The sequence below is a fragment of the Sinosporangium album genome, assembly GCF_900100605.1.
Taxonomy (GTDB): domain Bacteria; phylum Actinomycetota; class Actinomycetes; order Streptosporangiales; family Streptosporangiaceae; genus Sinosporangium; species Sinosporangium album.
On sequence record NZ_FNCN01000014.1, the window covers coordinates 146,916 to 167,523 of the forward strand.

At 71.0% G+C, this 20,608-nt stretch carries 14 protein-coding genes; 6 read left to right on the plus strand and 8 right to left on the minus strand.

Translation table 11 applies throughout. The annotated features are described in order from the left end of the window. Nucleotides 1-254: 254 nt before the first annotated feature. From BLQ73_RS16940 to BLQ73_RS16955, 4 genes are all read right to left on the minus strand, one after another. Complete coding sequence (locus BLQ73_RS16940) at nucleotides 255-1,898, minus strand: metallophosphoesterase family protein (protein WP_245691135.1); 1,644 nt, start codon at nucleotides 1,896-1,898, stop codon at nucleotides 255-257. A gap of 69 nt (nucleotides 1,899-1,967) precedes the next feature. Continuing rightward, entirely contained in the window at nucleotides 1,968-4,301 is a 2,334-nt protein-coding gene (locus BLQ73_RS16945; RefSeq protein WP_218125891.1) for an ATP-binding protein, read from the minus strand. A 78-nt stretch (nucleotides 4,302-4,379) separates the two neighbouring features. Further along, nucleotides 4,380-5,003, minus strand: a complete 624-nt coding sequence (locus BLQ73_RS16950; protein ID WP_093171426.1) for a DUF6879 family protein — start codon at nucleotides 5,001-5,003, stop codon at nucleotides 4,380-4,382. Next, on the minus strand, nucleotides 4,996-5,265 hold the full coding sequence (locus tag BLQ73_RS16955) for a hypothetical protein (RefSeq protein WP_093171427.1): 270 nt from the start codon (nucleotides 5,263-5,265) through the stop codon (nucleotides 4,996-4,998). Before BLQ73_RS16955 ends, BLQ73_RS16950 begins: the two co-directional genes overlap by 8 nt. Nucleotides 5,266-5,402: 137 nt before the next feature. On the opposite strand from BLQ73_RS16955, the gene BLQ73_RS16960 reads away from it, so the two are divergent. Together BLQ73_RS16960 and BLQ73_RS16970 are read left to right on the plus strand one after the other, a co-directional pair. Continuing rightward, nucleotides 5,403-7,025, plus strand: a complete 1,623-nt coding sequence (locus tag BLQ73_RS16960; protein ID WP_245691136.1) for a bifunctional 3'-5' exonuclease/DNA polymerase — start codon at nucleotides 5,403-5,405, stop codon at nucleotides 7,023-7,025. 1,279 nt (nucleotides 7,026-8,304) lie between these two features. Further along, nucleotides 8,305-8,613 (plus strand): helix-turn-helix domain-containing protein, encoded by a 309-nt coding sequence (locus BLQ73_RS16970; protein ID WP_093171461.1) that lies wholly within the window; start codon nucleotides 8,305-8,307, stop codon nucleotides 8,611-8,613. A 50-nt stretch (nucleotides 8,614-8,663) separates the two neighbouring features. Here the strand turns inward: BLQ73_RS16970 and BLQ73_RS16975 are convergent, their stop codons facing one another. From BLQ73_RS16975 to BLQ73_RS16990, 4 genes are all read right to left on the minus strand, one after another. Beyond that, a complete protein-coding gene (locus BLQ73_RS16975) occupies nucleotides 8,664-10,784 on the minus strand; it encodes a serine/threonine-protein kinase (RefSeq protein ID WP_093171429.1) in 2,121 nt (706 codons plus the stop codon). 174 nt (nucleotides 10,785-10,958) lie between these two features. Beyond that, nucleotides 10,959-12,362 (minus strand): YlbE family protein, encoded by a 1,404-nt coding sequence (locus tag BLQ73_RS16980; RefSeq protein ID WP_093171430.1) that lies wholly within the window; start codon nucleotides 12,360-12,362, stop codon nucleotides 10,959-10,961. Further along, nucleotides 12,359-13,813 carry an AllF/FdrA family protein gene (locus BLQ73_RS16985; protein WP_245691138.1) on the minus strand — a complete coding sequence of 485 codons (1,455 nt, stop codon included), beginning with the start codon at nucleotides 13,811-13,813 and terminating at the stop codon, nucleotides 12,359-12,361. The genes BLQ73_RS16980 and BLQ73_RS16985 overlap by 4 nt, the downstream gene beginning before the upstream one ends. An 82-nt stretch (nucleotides 13,814-13,895) precedes the next feature. Next, complete coding sequence (locus BLQ73_RS16990; RefSeq protein WP_093171431.1) at nucleotides 13,896-14,795, minus strand: oxamate carbamoyltransferase subunit AllH family protein; 900 nt, start codon at nucleotides 14,793-14,795, stop codon at nucleotides 13,896-13,898. Nucleotides 14,796-14,964: 169 nt separating this feature from the next. On the opposite strand from BLQ73_RS16990, the gene BLQ73_RS16995 reads away from it, so the two are divergent. The 4 genes from BLQ73_RS16995 (at nucleotide 14,965) to cutA (ending at nucleotide 20,599) form a co-directional block, all read left to right on the plus strand. Further along, entirely contained in the window at nucleotides 14,965-16,647 is a 1,683-nt protein-coding gene (locus tag BLQ73_RS16995) for a PucR family transcriptional regulator (RefSeq protein WP_093171432.1), read from the plus strand. A gap of 250 nt (nucleotides 16,648-16,897) precedes the next feature. Continuing rightward, nucleotides 16,898-17,761, plus strand: coding sequence for an FAD binding domain-containing protein (locus BLQ73_RS17000; protein WP_093171433.1), 864 nt, complete (start codon nucleotides 16,898-16,900; stop codon nucleotides 17,759-17,761). After that, the gene (locus BLQ73_RS17005) at nucleotides 17,736-18,212 is read left to right on the plus strand and encodes a (2Fe-2S)-binding protein (protein WP_476712864.1); all 477 of its coding nucleotides are present in this window, start codon (nucleotides 17,736-17,738) and stop codon (nucleotides 18,210-18,212) included. The genes BLQ73_RS17000 and BLQ73_RS17005 overlap by 26 nt, the downstream gene beginning before the upstream one ends. Next, entirely contained in the window at nucleotides 18,209-20,599 is a 2,391-nt protein-coding gene (gene cutA / locus BLQ73_RS17010) for an aerobic carbon-monoxide dehydrogenase large subunit (RefSeq protein WP_093171435.1), read from the plus strand. The genes BLQ73_RS17005 and cutA overlap by 4 nt, the downstream gene beginning before the upstream one ends. The last annotated feature ends 9 nt before the right edge of the window (nucleotides 20,600-20,608 follow it).

The window sequence follows — 20,608 nt, forward strand, 5'->3', positions numbered from 1 at the left end:
CATTTCGGCGACGTGGCATGGGGCCGGAAATCGAAGCGCCGGATCGGGGTTCCCCGCGGCTTCCCCGCGGCTTCCCCATGGCTCTCACATGCCCTCGACCGCGCCCCGCGACGCCGAAGGCCGGCGGGCACGCGCCTGACGCCCGCCGCCTGCCCTCACACGCGCCCTCACGGCCGCCCTATTGGCCGCCCTCACGACCGCCCCCTGCCGGCCGCAGGTGGACGCAAGGGCCTCCACACCGGGCCGGGAGAGCCTCACACAGCCTCTCCCGCCCCGGCCTCCTCACGTTCCGCCCCGGCCTCCCCAGGCGCTGGCGGCGTGTCGTCCTGCCGCGCACGCGGCAGCGGGACCGCCCCGGCGGGCCCCACACCGCCCCGGCGCGGCGGCAGCTCGATGACCACCTCGTCCTCCAGCGGCGGGTCCACCTCCTGAGCCCGGCAGCCCGTCGCGGCGAAGCAGCGGATACGCACGGTGTCCCGCGACACGTCCACATGCAGAAAACTCTTGAAGAACGGCGGGTCGTCCACGTCCGACAGCTCCGACAGATAACGGTGGAACACGCGGCCGACGGGCAGCCGCAGCGGAAACGGCAGCCGGCCGACACCGAGCAGCCGCGCTGCCCACCGCATCCTCCGCGTGATCGCCACATTCGCGTCCGGCTGCCGGACCGGCGTATTCCCGATGTGCTCATGCGTGATGGCGGCGGCCTCGGCGGGCGTCAGATAGAGCCGCCGCATGCCGAACCGCCTGCTGTAGATCCGGCTGTAGAACGACAGCGAATCCCCGCGCAGCGGATAGCAGCGGAAGTCGTCCTCATGCACCCCGCCCACCTCGACACGGCCCATGGTGTGGGTGGCGTGCGTGAACGCCCCCGACCCGCCCGCGACCAGATAGTGGATGGTCCGATCCGCGACCTTCACCGGATAATGCTGGTAGTTGTGGATGTCGCCGCCGATCGCCGCCACATAGTTGCAGGCCGGATCCCTCACGATGTCGTCGATCGTGCCGCCGCCCTCGATCGGCGAGGGCTCATACCGGTTCCGGCTGTAGATCGGCTTCCCGGTCACGAGGATCTTGGGCCGCGGATCCCGGGACACCTCACGCAGCCACGTCCCCTGCTCGGCGTCGATGCATCCGCCGATCCCGGTGTCCACCCCCACGATCAGCAGGTTGGGCGTGTCCATCACCCAGTACGGCCCGGGCTGCGCCGCCCGCTGCCCCGGAGCGCCGCGGCGCTTCGCCGCCTCCGCCAGCCGCGCCTCGTCGATGCGCTCGGGCTTGCGCCACAGCAGCCGTTGCAGCGGCGCGCCCACCCGGTGGTGCCCGGCCGCAAGCGGCGGCGCACCACAGAAGACCCGCATGAACCCGCCCAGCCCGTCGTACCAGTCGTGGTTTCCCGGGACCGCGTAGATCGGCGAAGGATAGTCCTGGTAGGGCCGGAAGAAATTGTCCTCGTAATCGCTCGGGGCCCCCGCCGGGTAGACCACGTCACTCGCCACGACCGCGAACGACGTGCCCTCCCCGATTTTCAGCATCCCCGGCACGACCGCGTACTGCGACGCGTCACCCTCGCCCGGATCGCCGAGCAGCAGAAACGAGAACTCCTCCTTGCCGGGCACCGGCTCGATCCGAAACCCGGCGTCCACCCCGAGCCGCCGCTGCCCCTCCACCCACGCCCGCCGAACCCTCGGCGAAGGATCGCCGAACAGCTTCGCCACGATCTCGTTCCGCGACCGCCACAGCGTCAAAGGATGGAACCAGGAGAAGCTTTTCCGCCGAGGCCCGAGCTGCACGAACGTGCCGACCTCCGAACAGGCCCACCCGGCGCCCTCCTCCGAAACCCGCGAAGAACCCTCACGCCCACGCTCGGCGGCTGCCGTCATGTCGACCATGGTCATATTTTCAAGCAAGCCGCCCGATCGCGCACACCGCTCATGCGAACCGGCCGCCCCCGCAAACCCCTGCCGCTACGGCAACTCCGCCAGGTGCGTCTCGATGCGCCGCCGTACCTCCAGTGCCCGAGAATCCCCATAGCCGGCAATGAGCTCCAGCGCCTCAGCCCAACACCGGCGGCTCTGCTCCGCGTCATCGTCCGGCACAGCGGCGGCGAGCCCGTCGAGAGCCATAGCCTCATGCCACGGGTAGCCGAGCTCCCGCTGTACGGCCGCCGCCCGGCGAAAGAAACCCACGGCCTCATCGTCACGTCCGCCGCGGCGATAAGCATCGCCTGCGCCGTGCCAGGCCAGCGCCTCACGGCTGCGATCTCCCAGTCGGCGATGCAGTGTGGCCGACCGATGGAAGGAGACCAGCGCGTCATCATGTTGTCCGAGAGCCGCTTGAGCGTGGCCGAGTGTCAGCAACCAGTAGCCCTCAAGGACATGGCTCCGCAGGTCCAGGGCGAGCTCCACTGCCTCCTGCGCCGCCCGCAGCGCCTCCTCGAACTCGCCGAGGTCAACATGCACGCCGCTGAGGAGATGAAGGGCATTGCCCATACTGCGCTTGTTGCCCCTTCTCCGCTGGAAGTCCATAACCTGCTGGAGGTTGTCGGCCGCCTTGACCAGCTGACCTGCCTGAAGGTGCACGGACGCGAGATTCGCCAGCACCACTGAACTCCAATGCGCCGCACCGAGCTCCCCGTAGATGGCTCCGGCCAGTTCCAAGTGCCTTTCGGCCTCCGCGAGCCGCCTCCAACGTGAATAGATCAGGCCGATCGCATTGAGCGAAGCCGCTTCTCCTCGTCGGTCGCCGAGGTCCCTGGAGATCGTCAACGCTGCGCTGTGGTTCTCCAGGCTCGCCTCCAGATCGTTGATCTTCACGTAGGTGAATCCCAGGCTTCGCAGAAGCGAGGCCTCTCCACCGCGTTCATTCGCGCGGCCTGCGGCGCCAAGGCCCACCAGGCCGATTGACAGCCAGCCCATGGCGGGCGTGGAGGGTGCTGTGGCACTCCACAGCACGAGAGCAAGACGCCAGGCGTGACGGTCGAAGCCGTACTCCACCGCCGCGTGTACAGCGGGCAGGAAATTGGCCTGCTCGCGTTCACACCACTCGACCGCCTGGTCATAGTCGGAGAAAGAAGGGATGGCGATCCTGTCGTCTCGCGCGTCGAGGGGCACGGGGTCACGGACTGGCATGATCCAGCTCTGCGCGGCGGCGGCAGTATGCAGATACCAGTCCAGCATCCGCCTCACGGCCGCGGCGCGGCTCCTGTCGTTCTCCTCAAGCCGCGCCTGGTCGATGGCGTACGCGCGCAGCAGATCATGGAATTCGTACCTGTCCGGTGAGGTCTGTTCAAGCATGTGAGCCGCGACGAGCCCGTCAAGCATTTGCCGTGACCTTCGAATATCGACCTCGGCCAGCGCGGCCGCGGCGCCGATGCCGAGATCGGCCCCCGGATGCAGACCAAGGAGACGGAAAAGGCGCGCGCAGTCTGGGGACAGCGCCCGGTAAGACCAGGCGAAAACTGAGCGGACCGCCCCTTCATTTCCCTCCTCGCCAAGGCTCAAGGCATCCCAAAGCGCTGACCTGTCACGGAGCTCCGCGACCAGGTCGTCGATCCTCATATGAGGATGGCAGACCGCTCGTTCCGCGGCGATTCTCAAGGCCAACGGCAGTCGGCCGCACAGCCTGGCAAGCTCGATCAGCTTGTCGACGTCGTCCTCCGGCCGATAGCCCGCCGTCACCGTCCTCAGCAGCAGCACGCATTCTGGTTCGGTCAGCGTGCCGACCGTCAACCGTCGCGCGCCGTCGTGTACGGCAAGGCCGGACAGGCGGCTTCTGCTCGTCACCACGGTGAGACAGCGGGAGCCTCCGGGAAGCAGCGGTCGCACCTGAGAGACGCTCCCCGCGTTGTCCAGCACTATCAGGACGCTCCGGTCGGCCAATGCAGAGCGATACATCGCGGCGGCGGTGTCGACGTCGGTCGGAAGAGCAGCGGAGGGGACACCGAGGGCGACCAGGAACCGGTGGAGCGCCTCCAGCGCGCTGACAGGCTCTCCAGGGTCGTAGCCACGCAGATTGATGTACAGCTGTCCATCGGGGAAATGTTCCTGCGCCCGATGAGCCCAGTGAAGGGCCAGGGAAGTCTTGCCTGCCCCGGCAGTGCCGACGATCACATAGACCCACGGTCGGCTGTCCTGGTCGCGCGGCAGCAGTTCATCGAGGCGGTGCAGTTCGTCTGTTCGGTTGACGAAGTCGCTGATGTCACGCGGTAGCTGACGCGGCGCACCAAGCCCAAAGCCTTCCTGAGATGAGCGCTCGTGACCGTGGAAGTGGATCCCGCCGCTGACACGGCCGGCCTGCACTACATCGCGGGAGGCGCCGGAGAGTTCGGAGCGCGTACCGCCATGGGGCTGACCGTGGTCCCCGCTGTTTTTGATCGGTTACCCCGTTCTCCCCGGAGGAGGTAGATGAGCCACGCGACGGTCGAAGTAAGAAAGGACGTCCTCCCCGCCGCCGTAGAGTTCCTTGATGAACTCTTCCCAGGTGGCGATGAGCGTCGCGTCGGAGAATCGAATCCCTCCGAGGGTGGTGCCGGTGCCGGAGTAGACGACCTCGTAGAGGACTTCGCCGCCGAGCACTACGACCTCAGGAAGACGGCCGTCGGCCTCCAAGGTGGTCAATTTCTCGGCCTGGATGACGCGAACCGGCTTTCCGCATTCGGCCTGAATGCGCAGAGAATGCAGCTCCCATTGCAGGTAGGGGGACAGCGGTTCCTCGACCACGCGCACGCGGTGGAAGGCGGTGTTGTTTTCCTTGTCTCTGCGCACGGCCTGCAGGAGGGGTTCCCGCCTCTCTTCCAGAAGCGCCAACGCCTCCCTCCAGCGGCCTTGCCGGAAAGCGTTCCTGCTCGCGGAGTCCTCCTCGAAGTGCTGCCGCCGTTCGAATTTCCACGAATCCTTATCGCGGATTTCGGTACGGAGAGATCGGAAGTCCTGTCGGTAGTCGTCGACGGAAAGGCGTTGCCCGGAGGAAGGGGCAAGAGCGAGGGCGTTGGGGTCACGCATCTGGGATGTCCGGTTTCGCCAGGCGGAGCATGATTCCTGGGATGACAACCAGCCGTTCGTTCTGGCCGACCGTCACCTCCGCGGGAAGGCGTGATCTGTAGGCATGGGTAAGGTCTCGGCCGATTACGGCGATATCGCCATTTTCGAGCTCCCAGATATCCGGGCAGTCTTCTTCGCCGTCCGAGTCTCCCGTATCCTTTGCGGACATCCCCAAACGGCGCTTCAACGAAGCTGAAGGATCAGCGTTCCAGGCTTGGGTCACAAGTCCTCCCCTCGATTTATCGGCATTGTATGGCGGGTGCCGGGCGGCGGCCACGGGAACCAGGAGCCAGATATTTCCGGCTCTTGCCGTACGAGGGTCTCGGACGTTGTGTCGGTGGGGCCTGGCAGGCTGGGTCGGTGCACGTGGGGCGGGTTGAGGTCGCGGTGGAGGCCGGGGGCGGGACGACGGTCAGGCCCGTCGGCGGTGCGGCGCGGCCGGCGGGGGATCTGGCCGAGGCGGTGCGGGAGTTTGAGCGGGACTCGCCGCGGTGGGTGTGGGCGGATACGCGGGTTGTTTACCCCGGGCTGTTGGACGCGGGGCTGCGCGTGTCGCGGTGTCACGACCTGTTCCTGACGGAAGGGCTGTTGCTCGCCGCCGAGGGGCGGTCCGGGGAGCCGCGGTCCGCCGAGGCGGCATATGCGAGGCTGCACGGTCTGCCGGTGCCCGACGAGCGCGGAGTCGAGGTCGCGGGGGCTCAGGAGACGCTGTTCGAGCCCGCGCGGAAGGACGCGGCGGCGGCCGTGTCGCCATCCGATCTCGTGCGTGAGGTGCATGAGGATCAGCGGAGGCGGATCGCCGCTCACCGCGACCCGGCGCGGTTCGGCCTGCTGGTGGCGGCGGAGTCCGCGGGCGCGCTGATCGCCGCGGAGATGAGCCATGACGGCATGCCGTGGCGCGAAGACGCCCACGACGCCCTCCTGACCGACCTGCTCGGCCCCCGCCCCGCCCACGGCATGCGGCCTGCCAAGCTCCAGCACCTCGCCGACCAGGTCTCCGCGGCCTTCGGCCACCCCGTCAACCCCGACTCGCCGCAGCAGATCGTCAAGGCGTTCAAGGCGGCCGGCTCGGCCGTACCATCGACCCGCTCCCACGTGCTCAAACAGGTCGACCACCCGGCGGTCGCGCCGCTCCTCGCCTACAAGGAGCTGGCCAGGCTGTTCAGCTTCCACGGCTGGGTATGGGCCGACCAGTGGGTGAAAGGTGACCGGTTCCGCCCCGAATACGTGGTCGCCGGGGTCGTATCCGGACGATGGGCCACCAGCGGCGGCGGCGCGCTCCAGATCCCCAAAGTCATGCGCCGCGCCGTCATCGCCGACGACGGCTGGTCCCTCGTCGTCGCCGACGCCGCCCAGCTCGAACCCCGCGTCCTCGCCGCCATGGCCGACGACCGCGGCCTGGCCCGCGCCGCGGGAGAGATCGACCTCTACGCCGCGCTCGCCCAGGCCTTCGGCGGGGTGCGGGAAAGCGCCAAAATCGCCCTACTCTCCGCGATGTACGGCGGGACCAGCGGCGACGCCCCCAAACTCCTCAGCGTCATGCGCGAACGCTTTCCCCAGGCGTACGCCCTCGTCGAAGACGCCGCCAAAAGCGGCGAGCAAGGCAAACTCGTGCACTCATGGCTGGGCCGTACGTGCCCCCCGCCCTCCCACCAATGGCGCGAACTCATCACCAGCTCCCAAGGCGCCCGCGCCGCCCGCGACCGGGGCCGTTTCACCCGCAACTTCGTCGTCCAGGCCACAGCCGCCGAATGGGCCCTCACCATGATGGCCGTCCTCCGCGGCCACCTCCCACACCCCGCCCACCTCGTCTTCTTCCAACACGACGAGATCATCGCCCACACCCCCGCCCCCCTCGCCGGCGAAGTCGCCGCCGCCGTCCACCACGCCGCCGCCGAAGCCACCCGCCTCCTCTTCGGCCCCACCCCCGTCCGCATCCCCATGGAGATCGCCACCGTCACCTCCTACGCCGACGCCAAATAGCCCCCACCCCGTACGGTTTGCGCCCCCGCCCCCGGCACGCTTAACCCTGTCCGGCCCCCAAACCCCGAAAGTTAAATGTCCGATTCCATGAAAGTGCTCGAAAACGCCGCCCGACGCTGACAAACCCCCAGGTCGCGAAGGATGCTCCCCGCGCACGCGGGGATGGTCCGCGGGCGTCACCGGGGAAATGCGCACAGCGGAAATGCTCCCCGCGTATGCGGGGGTTAGGCCGGGGAGGGGCGGCGGGGCCCGCGAGGTTGGGGCCGACGACGGATCCGATGGTGGCGGCCCACACGACGAGGGCGAGGTGGGTGCCGGCCCGCCCTTGAGGCGACAGGTCGGTGGCTGCGTAGCGGGCGGCCAGGTTCCCGGCGCTGCCGCCGCCCATGAGGACGAGCCCGGCGAGCAGCAGCGGCCACGATGCGATGGCGACGGCCACCACGTTGATGAGGCAGCCGGTCATCGCCGCGGCGAACGCCAGGCTCAACCCGGCCCGGCGTCCCCGCTCGGCCGCGAGTTGCGCCATCGGTAGTGCCAGCAGCGCCGCGCCGAGCACCGTGGCGGTCCCGGCGAAGCCGCCGACGGCGGCCGACCCGGAGAGCTGCGCCACGAGCACCGAGCTGAACGCGAGCCCCACGGCCGTTCCGACGCCGCCCGCCACCTGGGTAGCCGCCAGCACGCCGAGCGTACGGCGCTGCACAGCACGCAGTCGCTCAGCTCCAAGTGGGTTTTGCTGGGAAATGTCTGACTTTGTGGGGAGAGGCGTCACGAGTGAAGTGTGACATTACTCCTGGCATGCCCTCCGGGGGCCCTCGCTTCGCCTCATCTCCGGGCAAGCTTCTGATTTCGACAACCGTCGACTACACAGAGCACGTGATTGCTGCTCTCTGTCTCCTTCTGTTGCTAGGAGGGGCTGGGGTGGGGCTTTATCGGTTCGAGCTTGAGCCTGAAGTACGCGAGTGGCTGAGCTCGCTCGGCGACAGTGACTTCAAACGGGTCGATGAGGTCGCCGGCCTCCTCGCTCTGAAGGGAGTCGAACTCGGTGGTCCCTGGTCAGATCATCTTGAAGGACCGGTTTGGGAGCTGCGTGTTCGGCTTCGTGACGTTGCGGCACGCATAACGTACTGGGTACTTCAGACAAGACCACTGTGTTGCTCACGGTCTTTCGCAAGACCAGACAGCATGATCAGCGGCAGATCGATCGGGCGGTTCGCGCGCAGAAGGTATGCGAGCGCGATCACTGGGGGCCCGCGACCGAGAGTTTCGAGAGGCAGGTGTGATGGCTGGTTACCACACCCGCCGGGTGCGCCCGGAGGCGGACGATGAGGATCCGGAGCGGTTCGCCATCCGGGAGGCGCTGGCGTTCGGGAAGGCTCTGTACGACCGGCGGGTCGCGCTCGGCTTGAGCGTGCCGAAGTTGGCCGCCCGGGCGGGAATGAGCGAGGACGAGATCGAGTGCATAGAGGAGGGCGGAACGCCCCCCACTGTGGCGTTGCTGCGGCAACTCGCCGCGGCGCTGGAGGCGGATGTCCGCCTGACGGCCGGCCACGACCTCGGGTCGGTGTGGTTCGAGGCCCATGCCGCCTAAGTGATGGCGGGTTCCTCGGGGGCTGCCCGTGGCGAGCGTCGGCCGAGGGGTCAGGGGGCGAAGGTGTCCAGGAAGGTGGCGCGGAGTTTCGCGTTGTCGTCCCAGGTGTGGGCGGGCATGGCGAAGGTGATGGTGTAGGCGGTGTCCTGGTCCACGTTGACGAAGCGGGTGAGGGCCTGCATCGGCACGCCGTTGGACTGGGTGTAGGTGTATTCCCAGTCGGTCGCCTTCCAGGAACCGTAGCTCACGGCCTGGAGCTGGATTTGGATGTAGTCGGCGAGGTCGGTGGAGGCGCCGGACCTGAAGAGGGTTTTGTGGCCGCCGTCGGTGGCGGGGGTGGCGGGGCGGACGGTGATGCTGAGGTGGCTGTCGCGGGGGCCGCTGAAGCGGTAGCCGTCGTCGTGCTGGGCGGTGCGCCAGGCGGTGGGCACGGCGGCGGAGAAGCCTCCCTGGGTGCGGCGTTTGTAGCCGTCCGGGACCTGGCCGCCGGTGGGTGCGGGCTCCTTGGGCGCGGTCGTGACGACGGCGCTGGAGGGGGTGGGCGCGGCGTGCGCCGGGTCATCGCCGCCGCCGGAGAGCGTGATGAGGATGATGATGGCGAGGAGCGCCACAGCGGCGGCGGTGACGACGGCGATGAGCCTCGGGGTGGGCTGGTTGCCGCGCATCCATGTGCCGCTCGTGTCCTGTGCTCGGCGACGCCCCCCGCGACCGCTGCCGCCGCCGGTGGTGGTGCTGTCGTCGGGTGCGCGGCGGCGTCCTGCGCGCGGCGCGCGCCCGGTGCGCCCTGTGCGCCCGGCGCGTCCCGCGCGTCCGGCCCGGTTCGTGCGGCTGCCGCGCGGTCCGAACAGTGAGGGGCCGGCGGCTCTACGGCCGCCGCCGGAGCGCGGAGGGGGCTGGTCGGCGGCGCCGTCGTCCTGGTCGGACGATGGTGAAGGCTGCGGCGCGCGGTCTTCGTCCGACGGACTGCGGAGCGCGTCGAAGCCGGGGTTTTGGAGGTCGGCTGGGGAGCCGAACGGGTCGCCGGGGCTCTGGGGGGCTTCGGCGCCGGATGCGGCGGACGCCTCGCGGGCGCCGCCAGGCCCTTCTTGAAGGCCGGGCGCGTCGGAGCCGCCCGCTGAGCCGGGTCCCGGGTCTGCGGGTTCGGCGGGCACACGGACCGGCCCGGAGGGCGTCTCGATGATGCGCATCGGCCCCGGGGGAGGGTCGAGCGGCGGCAGCAGGTGCAGTGGCAGCGAGTCGGGGGAGGCGGCGGCCGAGGGCGGCGGCTGTGAGAGGTCGGGGACGCTGGAGCCGTGGCTGCGCAGGACGAGTTCGAGCATTTCGGCGACCTGGGTGGCGCTGATGCGGTCGGCCGGGTTCTTGCGGAGCAGCCCGTCGATGACGGGCAGGAGCGCGCCCGCCCGCTGGGGGCGGGTGGGCTCCTGGGTGAGTACGGCGCCGAGGACGGCGACGGCGTCGGGCCCTTCGTACGGCGGGCGCCCTTCGATGGCGGCGTACAGCGTGGCGCCGAACGACCACAGGTCGGCGGCGTGGGTGATGGTGCCGCCTTGGAGCCGCTCCGGCGGGATGTAGGCGGGCGAGCCCATCAGCAGGCCGGTCTGGGTGATGTTGACGTCGCCTTCGACTGCGGCGATGCCGAAGTCGGTGAGGATGACCCGGTCAGAGGTCAGCATGACGTTGCCGGGTTTGACGTCGCGGTGGAGGATGCCGGCCGCGTGCGCGTGGCGCAGCGCGTCGAGGACGCGCACGCCGATCTCGGCGGCTTGGACGACGGGCAGCGGCCCGGTGTGCCGTACGGCCTGCTCAAGTGACCAGGCGCGTACGAGCTCCATGACGATCCACGGGCGGTCGTCCTCTTCGACGACGTCGTGGACGGTGATGATGCCGGGGTGGCTGAGCCGGGCGGCGGACCGCGCTTCGCGCAGCATGCGCCGGTGGGCGGAGCGTTTGCCCGCTGCATCCAGTCCGTAGGGGAGGATGAGCTCCTTGACCGCGACGTCGCGGTCGAGGAGGACGTCGTGCGCATGCCACACCATGCCCATGCCGCCCCTGCCGACCGGCGATAGGAGGCGGTAGCGCCGACCCACCAGGCGTCCCTGGTTCTCCTTGGCGCCGTGTCCCTCCGGCTCGGGCATCGGGGGGACCTTGCCGAGCAGGCGGTCGGTCGTCAAATCCGTCCCCCCTTATCCAGGTCATCCAGCGCCAGGCGCGTCTTCGGCAGGGCACACGACATGGGCTGTGATTGTTCCAGATTGCGAGGCTGGACACGATATCGGGGAGTTATTCACGTATGAAAGTGGCGCAGGTAGGGGGGCCTGTTGTAGGGGTTGACCTGGTGTGTCGTGCTAACTCCCGCGTACGGCGACCGCCTCCTCGGCCAGTGCCGTCAGCGCCGCTGTAAAGGCCGACGCCGGGGGACTGACCAAACCTGCCCCAACTTGCCCGGTTCCTGCTATACGTCCGGCGATTCCGGTGTTGACCACCGGCAGCAGCCCCGTTCGCGCCACGAGCGTGACGTCGATCCCGACCGGCGTCCCCCGGAACCCGAGTCCCGGGATCTGGTAGGCCGGGTGCTCGGCCAGCGTGATCTCGTACATGGACCGCGTGGCCGCCACGGCGTCGGCCACCTCGCCCCCGACGAAGCGCACGATGGCCGGCGAGGCCGCCATCGCGAACCCGCCCACACCCCCCGTCTCGGTGATCGTGGAATCGCCGATGTCCGGGTTGGCGTCATCGGGCCCGTAGGCCCCCAGGTACAGCCCGTCGGGGACGCCCGCGGGCCCGATGAACCAGCGGTCGCCCAGCCCCGACACCTGGATGCCGAAATCCGTGCCGTTGCGGGCCATCGCCACGACCAGCGTCGACCCCGGCACGTCCCGCGCCGTGTCGGCGCTCACCTTGCACGCGGCCATGCCCGCGTTGAGGAAGAAGTGGTCGTTGCCGTTGATGAACCTCAGCACCTCGGCGGCCCGCTCCGGGGCGGCCTCCACGATCGCGGGGGCGAGCTCGCGCACCAGGAGCGAGGTCGCGGCGCGGTTGCGGTTGTGCAGCTCGTCGCCCATCTGCAGGGCCTGCGCCATGAGGGCGCGCAGGTCCACCGGGCCGTTCGCCGCGAGCGCGTCCCGCAGCACGGGGCCGAGCACGTCGCCCATCCACCGCAGCCGGTCGAGCACCTCCGGGCCGTACGCGCCGTAGCGCAGCACCTTGCCGAGGCCCTCGTTGAGGGAGCAGTACGCGGTGCCGCCGTGTTCGGCGTCCCGCACCTCGAACATCCACATGGAGCCGCTGACCACGCCCGCCATCGGGCCGACGGTGCGGTGGCGGTGGCAGGGGGACAGGTGCGCCGAGCCCCGCTCCAGCGCCCCCTCGGCCTCCTCCGGGGTGCCCGCGAGCCCTTCGTAGAGCATGGCCCCGATCAGCGCGCCCCGCAGCGGGCCGGAGGCGCGTTCCCACGTGATCGGCGGCCCGGCGTGCAGGAAGGTGCCGGGGGGCAGATCGAGGACGTCGCGCGCACGCCGTACGCCGACGAGATGGGGGCGGGCCGCGAGCAGCCTGCCGACGGCCTTCTCGTTGGCGGCGGCCCGGCGCGGGTCGGCGAGGACCTGGGCGAGCGCGGCCGAAGTGCCGGGCAGCGGCGGGCGCCAGTCCACCGCGATCTGGGGCACGGCCTGGGCGTCGAGGGCGTGGCCCAGCAGGTCCGCGCCCACCGTGATCACCGTGAGGTCTCCGGACAGGGCGAGCGGCGTCAACGTGTACTCCCGGACAGTGAGACCGCATGCCGTACGGCACGCGCGTGTGAGGTGAACACCGTCGCGCCCGCCTCGGCGAACGCGCGGGCCTGTCTGGTCAGCCCCTGCGGGTCGCTCTCGGTGCCGACGACCGCCACGACGACGGCGACGCCCCGGGCGCGGGCCTCGGCGACCGCGGGCGCGAGGCTCGCGGCCGGGTCGGGGTCGGAGCCGTAGCCCAGGACGACGTCCAGCAGGGCCACGTCCCCGGCGGGCACGGAGGCCAGCGCCTCCAGCCGCAGCGCCGGGTCGATCATCGGGTGAGGGCGGCCCCGGGTGTAGGTGTCGTCGCCGAAGTCGGTGAACGTGCCGCGCTCGGCGGCGATGATGCGGGCCTCGGCGCACAGCGTCCCCCCGGCGTACAGGCCGTGCAGCGCGCCTCCGCCGCCGCCTCCGTCCCCGCTCACGCCTCCGTCCCCGCTCACGCCGTCCTGCGGGACCTCCCACGCGGGCCAGTCGGGCACGGGCCGCCCCAGCGCCGCCAGTACGGCTTCCGCCGCCGACGTCAGGTCGTGTCCGCCCGGCCCGAGCAGCGCTGTCACCACCGGGGTGGCGAGCGCGCGGACGGCCTCGGCGACGCGGGCCGCGGCCTTGGGGGCCGGCGGTTTGGAGATGAGCACGATCAGCGACGTGGCCGGGTCGTCGTCGAGCGCCCGCAGCGCCCGCAGCGTCGAACGCCCGCCGACCTCGGCCGACAGGTCGCGCCCTCCGACGCCGAGCACGTGGCTCACGCCGACGCCGGCGAGGTCCAGCAGGCTCGTGACGTGCTGCGCCCCGGTGCCGGAGGCCGCTACGACACCGACGCCGCCGGGCCGCAGCACGTTGGCGAACCCGAGGCCGACGCCCCCGATCGCGGCGGTGCCGCAGTCGGGGCCCATGACCAGCACGTCCCGCTCCGCCGCGAGGTCCTTCAGCAGGACCTCCTGCTCGACCGGCACGTTGTCGCTGAACACCATGACCGAAAGGCCCGCCTCGACCGCGTCGAGAGCCTCGGGGAAGGCGTTCTCACCGGGCACCGACACCAGCACCACCGCGGCCCGGCCGCCCTCGCTGGGGGCCGCCGCGGCGGCCGACCGGGTGGTGCGCGGCGGGCTTTCCGCGGCCCCGCCCGCTTCGCGGAGGGTCGCCAGCGCGGCGAGCCGGCGTTCCAGCTCGGCCTCGGCGGCGCGCAGCGCGTCGGGCTCCCGTGCCCGCACCGCGACGAGAAGGTCGGACGGCTCGGCCTCGGGCAGGTCGAACCCCAGCTCGCGGGCGAGTCCCAGATTCAGCTCGGTGGCCATGGCCACCATGGCCACCTCGACGCCGTCGAGGGCCGTCAGCGCCTGGCTGACGCGCATCAGGCTCACCGAGTCGTGATAGATGCCCGACCGCACGCGAACCAGATCGGCGGCGGGAAGTGCCTTGCTCCTCACCCATCCCCCTCGTCGTCGTTAATGCTGTGGGCCGGCGCCGTTCCCTGGGCCGGCGGCGCTCAGGCGCACGACCGCTCGCGGCTCAGGCGCGGCCGGCCGCTCGCGCGACCACCGCGTCGAGCCCGATGTGCAGCCCTCGGGCCAGATCGGCTCCGGAGGTGTGGCCGAGGGATAGGAGCCCTTGAAGGGCGGGCTCCAGCGGATGCCGCCCGGCCATGCCCCGCAGCGCCGCCGTCACCTCGGGGGCGGCCTCGCCCCTGGCGGCGCAGTGGAGAAGCGTGGCGGAGATCGGCGTCGTGCGGGTGCGCGCGTCGTAGGTGACCGCGGCGGCGAGCCAGTCGGCCAGCCGCACCGCGCGCGGCACTCCCGCGGACGTGCCGAGGTGGCGCAGGGCCACGAGCACCCCGGCCAGGATGTCGTCGCCGCTCGGCGTGAGCCCGGGGCCGAGGCCTACGAGCCGTTCGGCGGCGGTGACGACGTCGACGAGCGACTCCGAGGCGCAGCCGTCGGCCAGCATGGCGACGGCCCCGTTCCCGTCGAGGCCGGGCCGCCGGGCGGCCCGGCCGAGCACGTCGGCCGTCGCTCGGGCGGCGAGGGCGAGCAGGGCCGGGTCGGCGGGGCCGAGCGGGGGTGCCGGGTTCCACCAGCGTCCCGCGCTCAGGCCGGCCCGGCCGAGCCTGATCGAGCCGGCTCCCACGGCGGCGTCGTCGCCCACCTCGGCCGGCGGCAGCGCGCCGGACAGGACGATGGCGTTGGGGAGCCGCACCGCCTCTCCATGCACGACCGCGACCACGCGGGGTTCGATCTCCGTGCGAATCTCCAGGTAGATCCCTGCGGAGAACGCGGCCAGCACGCGGGCCGGCGTCCGCGGCGACTCCAGGACGGGGCGCAGTGCCGTACTCGCCGCCCCGGTGGCGTGCGTGCGCGTGGAGAGGGAGGAGAGGTGCGCGCGCCGTGCCCCCGGGCGTGTTCCGACGATCACAAAGACCTCCTGACGTGGGCGGATGCCTGGAAGGTGCGTGCCCTTGCAGAGCGTTTCCGAACCTGACGGTAGAGCGTGGTTCCGAGGGGGCCGTACGGAGAAAGGTGCCAACAGTCCGCTCAAAGGTTGGCTCTTCCTGACAGATAGGTGCATGGGCCACAATCTGCCTATGGAGCCCCCTGTACGGCTGGCAAGTACCGGCACGATCATCCACGGGGTCACCGTGGGCGAGGTCCTCGGCGTGTCCGCGCTCGCGGGCGCGCGGCTGATCGCCGGAGAAAGCGGTCTCAAACGGATCGTGCAGCGACTCAACGTGATGGAGGTCCCCGACATCCTCGCGTGGGTGAAACCCCACGAGCTGCTGCTGACCACCGGTTACCCCCTACGCAACACCCCGCAGTCCCTCGGCCACCTCATCGCCGACCTGGACGAACGCGGCCTCGCCGCGCTCGCCATCAAACTCGGCCGCTACCTGGACGAGCTGCCCGACGCGATGGTGGAGCAGGCCGACCGGCTGGGGTTCCCCCTCATCCGGCTCCCGAACGAGGTCGGCTTCGACGACATCCTCAACCAGGTCCTCACCGACATCCTCAACCGGCAGGCCGCCGCGCTCGCCCGCACCGAGGAGGCCCACCGGGCCCTGGTCCAGGTCGTGCTGGCGGGCGGCGGACTGCGCGAGGTCACCGCGGAGGTCGCCGGGCTCCTCGACGTCGCGGTCGCCGCCGTCGACGGCGCCGGCCGCGTACTGGCGGCGACCGGCCCCGCAGAGCAGGTGCAGGGGCTCCGCGAGGCCCTGGCGAAGGAGAACGGCAACGCCTCCCGGACCCACGCGGGCCGCGCCCCCTCGGGCGGCGGCACGGCGCGCAGAGGTACGGCTTGGCGCGCGACCGCGTCCGGACGTGACTCCTACGCCACCGTGCCGGTGGTCGCGGGCGGCCACCACCACGGGAGGATCGTGGCCTACAACCCGGCCGGGACCATCGCCGACAGCGACATCGGCATCCTGGAGCGGGCCGCCACCGTCGCCGCTCTCGTCGTGACCCGCCAGGAGGCCGTCACCGCCGTCGAGAGCAAATACCGCGCCGACTTCCTGCGCGACGTCCTCACCGGCCGCGCCGGAAGCGCCGGAAGCGCCGGAAGCGCCGACCGGGTCGCCGCGCGGGCCCGCGCCTTCGGCTGGGACCTCGAACGGTCGGTGACCGTTCTGGTGGCCGAGCTCGACCCCGAGTGCGACATGCGGGTCGCCCAGGACCGCCTGGTCGCCTCGTGGACCGCCGCCGTGCGCCGCCACGACCCGAACGGCGCCGTCGCCGGCTTCTCCAACGAGGTGGTCGCCGTCGTCGGCTCGGCCGTCGACACCACCCGCATGGCAAAGGACGCCGCCGCCGCGCTGGCCGACACCGCCGTCACGACCTTCTCCACCGGCACCAGCCGTACGGCGAACGCCCCCGAAGAGCTCCCCGACGCCTACGGGCAGGCGCTCAAGGCCGCCAAGGTCGGCCGCCAGCTCCACGGCCCCGGCGCGGTCGCCCACTTCGACCAGCTCGGGGTGTATCGCCTGCTGTCCCTGGTCAGCGACACCGAGGAGCTGCACGCGTTCGTGCGCGAGACCCTCGGCCCGCTCGCGGGCGACGCCGACGCGGAGAACGCGGACCTGCGCCGCACCCTGCACGTCCTCCTGGAGACCAACCTCAACGTCGCCGAGACCGCGCGCCGCCTGCACTTCCACTACAACACGTTGAGATACCGCATCGGGAAACTGGAACGCCTCCTCGGCAACTTCACCGACGACGCCCACCTGCGGCTCAACCTGACCCTGGCCCTCCACATCCTGCGGATGCGCGGAATCTGACGTCGGCCGGGGTTTCGAATTCGGGAAGCTGTGCCTGGTCAGAGGCCCAGCTTTGGCAGATCATGCCCGTGTAAGGTCGGAATCGCGGGCCTAATGTGCCCGCAACACCCGTTCCGCCGCGTCAAGAAGCCTGCGGGGTGGACACCGGCCGACGGCCCAGCGCACGAAAAGGGGCTCCATTGGTTGCACGAGTGATATCCGGCCGGGGGCGAGTCACCGGACCGGCCGGTGACATCAAGGGAGACGCCGGGTGAAACCACCCCCGTTCGATTACCACGCCCCCCGAGACCTGGCCGAGGCCCTCGCGGTCCTCGCCGGTGTCGGGGAGCGTGGCAAGGTGCTCGCGGGAGGGCAGAGCCTCATCCCGCTCCTCAACATGAGGCTCGCCGTCCCCGAGCACCTCGTCGACATCAACCGCCTCGCCGAACTCGACACCCTGTCGGTCGCGAGCGACGGCGTCACCGTCGGAGCGCTCGCCCGGCACAGTCGCGTGGAGCGCTCCACGCAGGCCGCCGCCGTACAACCCCTGCTGCGCAAGGCGCTGCGCCTGGTCGCCCACCCGGTGATCCGCAACCGGGGCACCATCGTCGGCAGCCTGGTCCACGCCGACCCCGCCGCCGAGATGCCCGCCGCGCTCACCCTGCTCGGCGGCAGCGTACGGCTGGCGCGCGACGGCGGCGAGGTCCGCGACGTGCCCGCCGCCGACTTCTTCACCGGGCCGCTCGAATCGGCCCTGCGACCCGGCGAACTCGCCGTCTCCGCCTTCTTCCCCGCGCTTCCGCCCCGGTCCGGCACGGCCTTCCACGAGCTGGCGCGCCGGCACGGCGACTTCGCCCTGGCCGGCGTCGCCGCCGCCGTCACCCTCGACGAGTCCGGCGCGACCACCTCGGCCAAGGTGGCCTGCATCGGCGTCGGCTCGACCCCCGTCGTGCTGGACGTGACCGGGGCGGAACCGGACGAGGTGGCTCATGCCGTACGAGGGGCGATCGAACCCGACGCGGACATCCACGCGAGCGCGAGATACCGCAGCCACCTCGCCGGGGTGCTCGCGACCCGCGCGATCGACGAGGCGAATGGAGAGGCGAGACGTGCACTCGATCACACTGGTCGTTAACGGGGTCGTGCGCGAGGCGACGGTGCCCGCGCGAACCCTGCTGTCGGACTGCCTGCGCCACCACCTCGGACTGACCGGCACCCACGTCGGGTGCGAGCACGGCGTCTGCGGCTGCTGCACGGTGCTGCTGGACGGCGAACCCGTCAGGTCCTGCCTGACGCTGGCCGTGACGGCCGACGGGCACGAGATCACCACCGTCGAGGGCCTCGCCGGACCGGACGGCGAGATGTCGCCCGTGCAGCGCGGCTTCAACGAATGCCACGGCCTGCAGTGCGGCTTCTGCACGCCCGGCTTCCTGTGTACGGCGACCGCCCTGCTGCGCGACAACCCCGACCCGACCGACGAGGAGATCGTGGAAGGCGTCGCGGGCAACCTGTGCCGCTGCACCGGCTACCAGAACATCCTCAAGGCGGTGCGCCGCGCCGGCGAACTGATCCGGGAGGAGGCGTGACCACCAAGCTCTTCGGCGAGCCCGTCCAGCGGCGGGAGGACCCCCGCCTGCTCACCGGGCAGGGCCGCTACCTCGACGACCTCGGCCAGACCGCCCTGGCCGCCGCGTTCGTACGGTCGCCCCACGCGCACGCCCGCATCAAGGACATCGACGTGTCGGGCGCGCTCGCCGTCGAGGGCCTGGTCGCCATCTACACGTGGGAGGACCTGCCGGGCCGCGCCGGGCAGCCGCTGCCACTGCTCATCCCGCACCCCGCGCTCACCCACGGCCGCACCGCCTACCCGCTGGCCAAGGACATCGTCCGGCACGTCGGCGAGCCGGTCGTCATGGTCGTCGCCCGCGACCGCTACCTCGCCGAGGACGCCTGCGCCCTCATCACCGTGGAATACGAGTTCCTGAAGCCCGTCGTCGGCGTCGAAGAGGCGCTGCGCTCCGGCACCCTCGTCCACGAGGACGTCCCCGGCAACGTGGGCGCGCACCTCGTGCAGGAGGTGCCCTCGGCCGACGGGCGCGGCGCCGCCGAGGCCATCGAGGCGGCGCCCCACACGCTGTCGTTCCGGCTCGACATCGAGCGCAGCGCGTCGATGCCGCTGGAGGGGCGGGGCGTCTACGCCCGCTGGGACGCCGACGACCGGTCGCTGCGCGTCTACACCAGCACCCAGTCCTCCACCAGCGTCCGCATGGCCGTCGCGGCCACCCTCGGCATCCCGCTGCCCAAGGTCGAGGTCATCGCCCCCGACGTCGGCGGCGGCTTCGGCGTCAAGATCATGCACCCGTGGCCGGAGGAGATCCTCGTGCCGTGGGCCGCGATCACGCTCGGGCGCGAGGTCAAGTGGGCCGAGGATCGGCGCGAGCACTTCATCGCCTCCGCCCACGAGCGGGCCCAGGTCCAACACGTGAACGTCGGCTTCGACGACCAGGGGCGGATCCTCGGGCTCGACGTGACGATCCTGCACGACCACGGCGCCTACACGCCGTACGGCATCATCGTGCCGATCATCACCTCGACGCAGTTGCTCGGGCCGTACCGCGTCGGCGCCTACCGCGTCGAGTTCTCCTCGATCTACACCAACACCGTGATCGTCACCCCCTACCGGGGCGCGGGCCGCCCGCAGGGCGTGTTCTGCATGGAACGCACCATGGACCGCATCGCCCGCCACCTCGGCCTCGACCGGGCCGACGTGCGGGCCGCCAACTTCATCCAGCCCGACCAGTTCCCCTACGACCAGGGCCTGATCTTCCAGGACGGGCGGCCGCTGATCTACGACAGCGGCGACTACCCCGAAACCCTGCGCATGCTCAAAGAGCTCATCGGATGGGACTCCTTCCCCGAGCGGCGGGCCGAGGCGGCCCGGCAGGGCCGCAGGCTCGGCATCGGCCTCGGCTGCTACGTCGAGGGCACCGGGGTCGGGCCGTACGAAGGCGGCCACGTCCAGGTCACCTCCGACGGGCGCGTTCACGTGTCCACCGGGCTCACCTCGCAGGGCCAGGGGCACGAGACCGTGTTCGCCCAGATCGCCGCCACCGAGCTCGGCGTCCCGCTGGAACGCGTGTCCGTCGTCACCGGCGACACCCGCAGATTCGGGTACGCCGTGGGCACCTTCGCCTCCCGCGCCGCCGTGATGAGCGGCAACGCCATCGCCCTGGCCTGCCGCAAGGTCAAGGAGAAGGCCCTGCGCATCGCCGCCGACGCCCTGGAGGCCGACCCCCGCGACCTCTCCATCACCGACGGCGTCATCCACGTCACCGGCGACTCGCGCGCCGCCATCCCGCTGGCCACCGTCGCTGTGCTGTCGAACCCGCTGCGCTACGCCTTCGACGAGGAGAGCAGGCGGGCCACCCAGTTCGCCGGCGCGACCCCGCCCGACCGGCCCCCCGTCGCCGAGGGCGACGAACCCGGCCTGGAAGGGCGCGACTACTACTCGCCGATCCGGGCGACCTTCGCCTCCGGCATGCACGCCGCGATCGTGGAGACCGACCCCGACACCGCCGAGGTCAAGATCCTGCGCTACGCCGTCGTACACGACTGCGGCAAAATGATCAACCCGCTGATCGTGGAGGGGCAGATCCACGGGGGAGTGGCCCAGGGCGTCGGAGGCGCGCTCTACGAACGGATGGTCTACGACGAGCACGGCCAACTGCTCAACGCGTCCTTCATGGACTTCCTCATGCCTTACGCCACCGAGGTCCCGCACATCGAGACCGCCCACCTGGAGACCCCGTCCCCGCTCAACCCGCTCGGCATCAAGGGCGCCGGCGAGGCGGGCGTGATCCCGGTGTCGGCGGTCATCGCCTCGGCGATCGAAGACGCCGAAGGCTTCCCGATCGACCGGATGCCCCTGTCGCCGTCGGAACTGTTCGACCTGCGGGCCGACCACGGCGCGTAGAACCGGGTG

What these genes read in the sequence shown, in the direction of transcription:
- BLQ73_RS16940 (WP_245691135.1), bottom strand. Translation starts at nt 1,898, where the DNA reads ATGACCATGGTCGACATGACGGCAGCCGCCGAGCGTGGGCGTGAGGGT.
- BLQ73_RS16950 (WP_093171426.1), bottom strand. Translation starts at nt 5,003, where the DNA reads ATGCGTGACCCCAACGCCCTCGCTCTTGCCCCTTCCTCCGGGCAACGC.
- BLQ73_RS16970 (WP_093171461.1), top strand. Translation starts at nt 8,305, where the DNA reads ATGGCTGGTTACCACACCCGCCGGGTGCGCCCGGAGGCGGACGATGAG.
- BLQ73_RS16995 (WP_093171432.1), top strand. Translation starts at nt 14,965, where the DNA reads ATGGAGCCCCCTGTACGGCTGGCAAGTACCGGCACGATCATCCACGGG.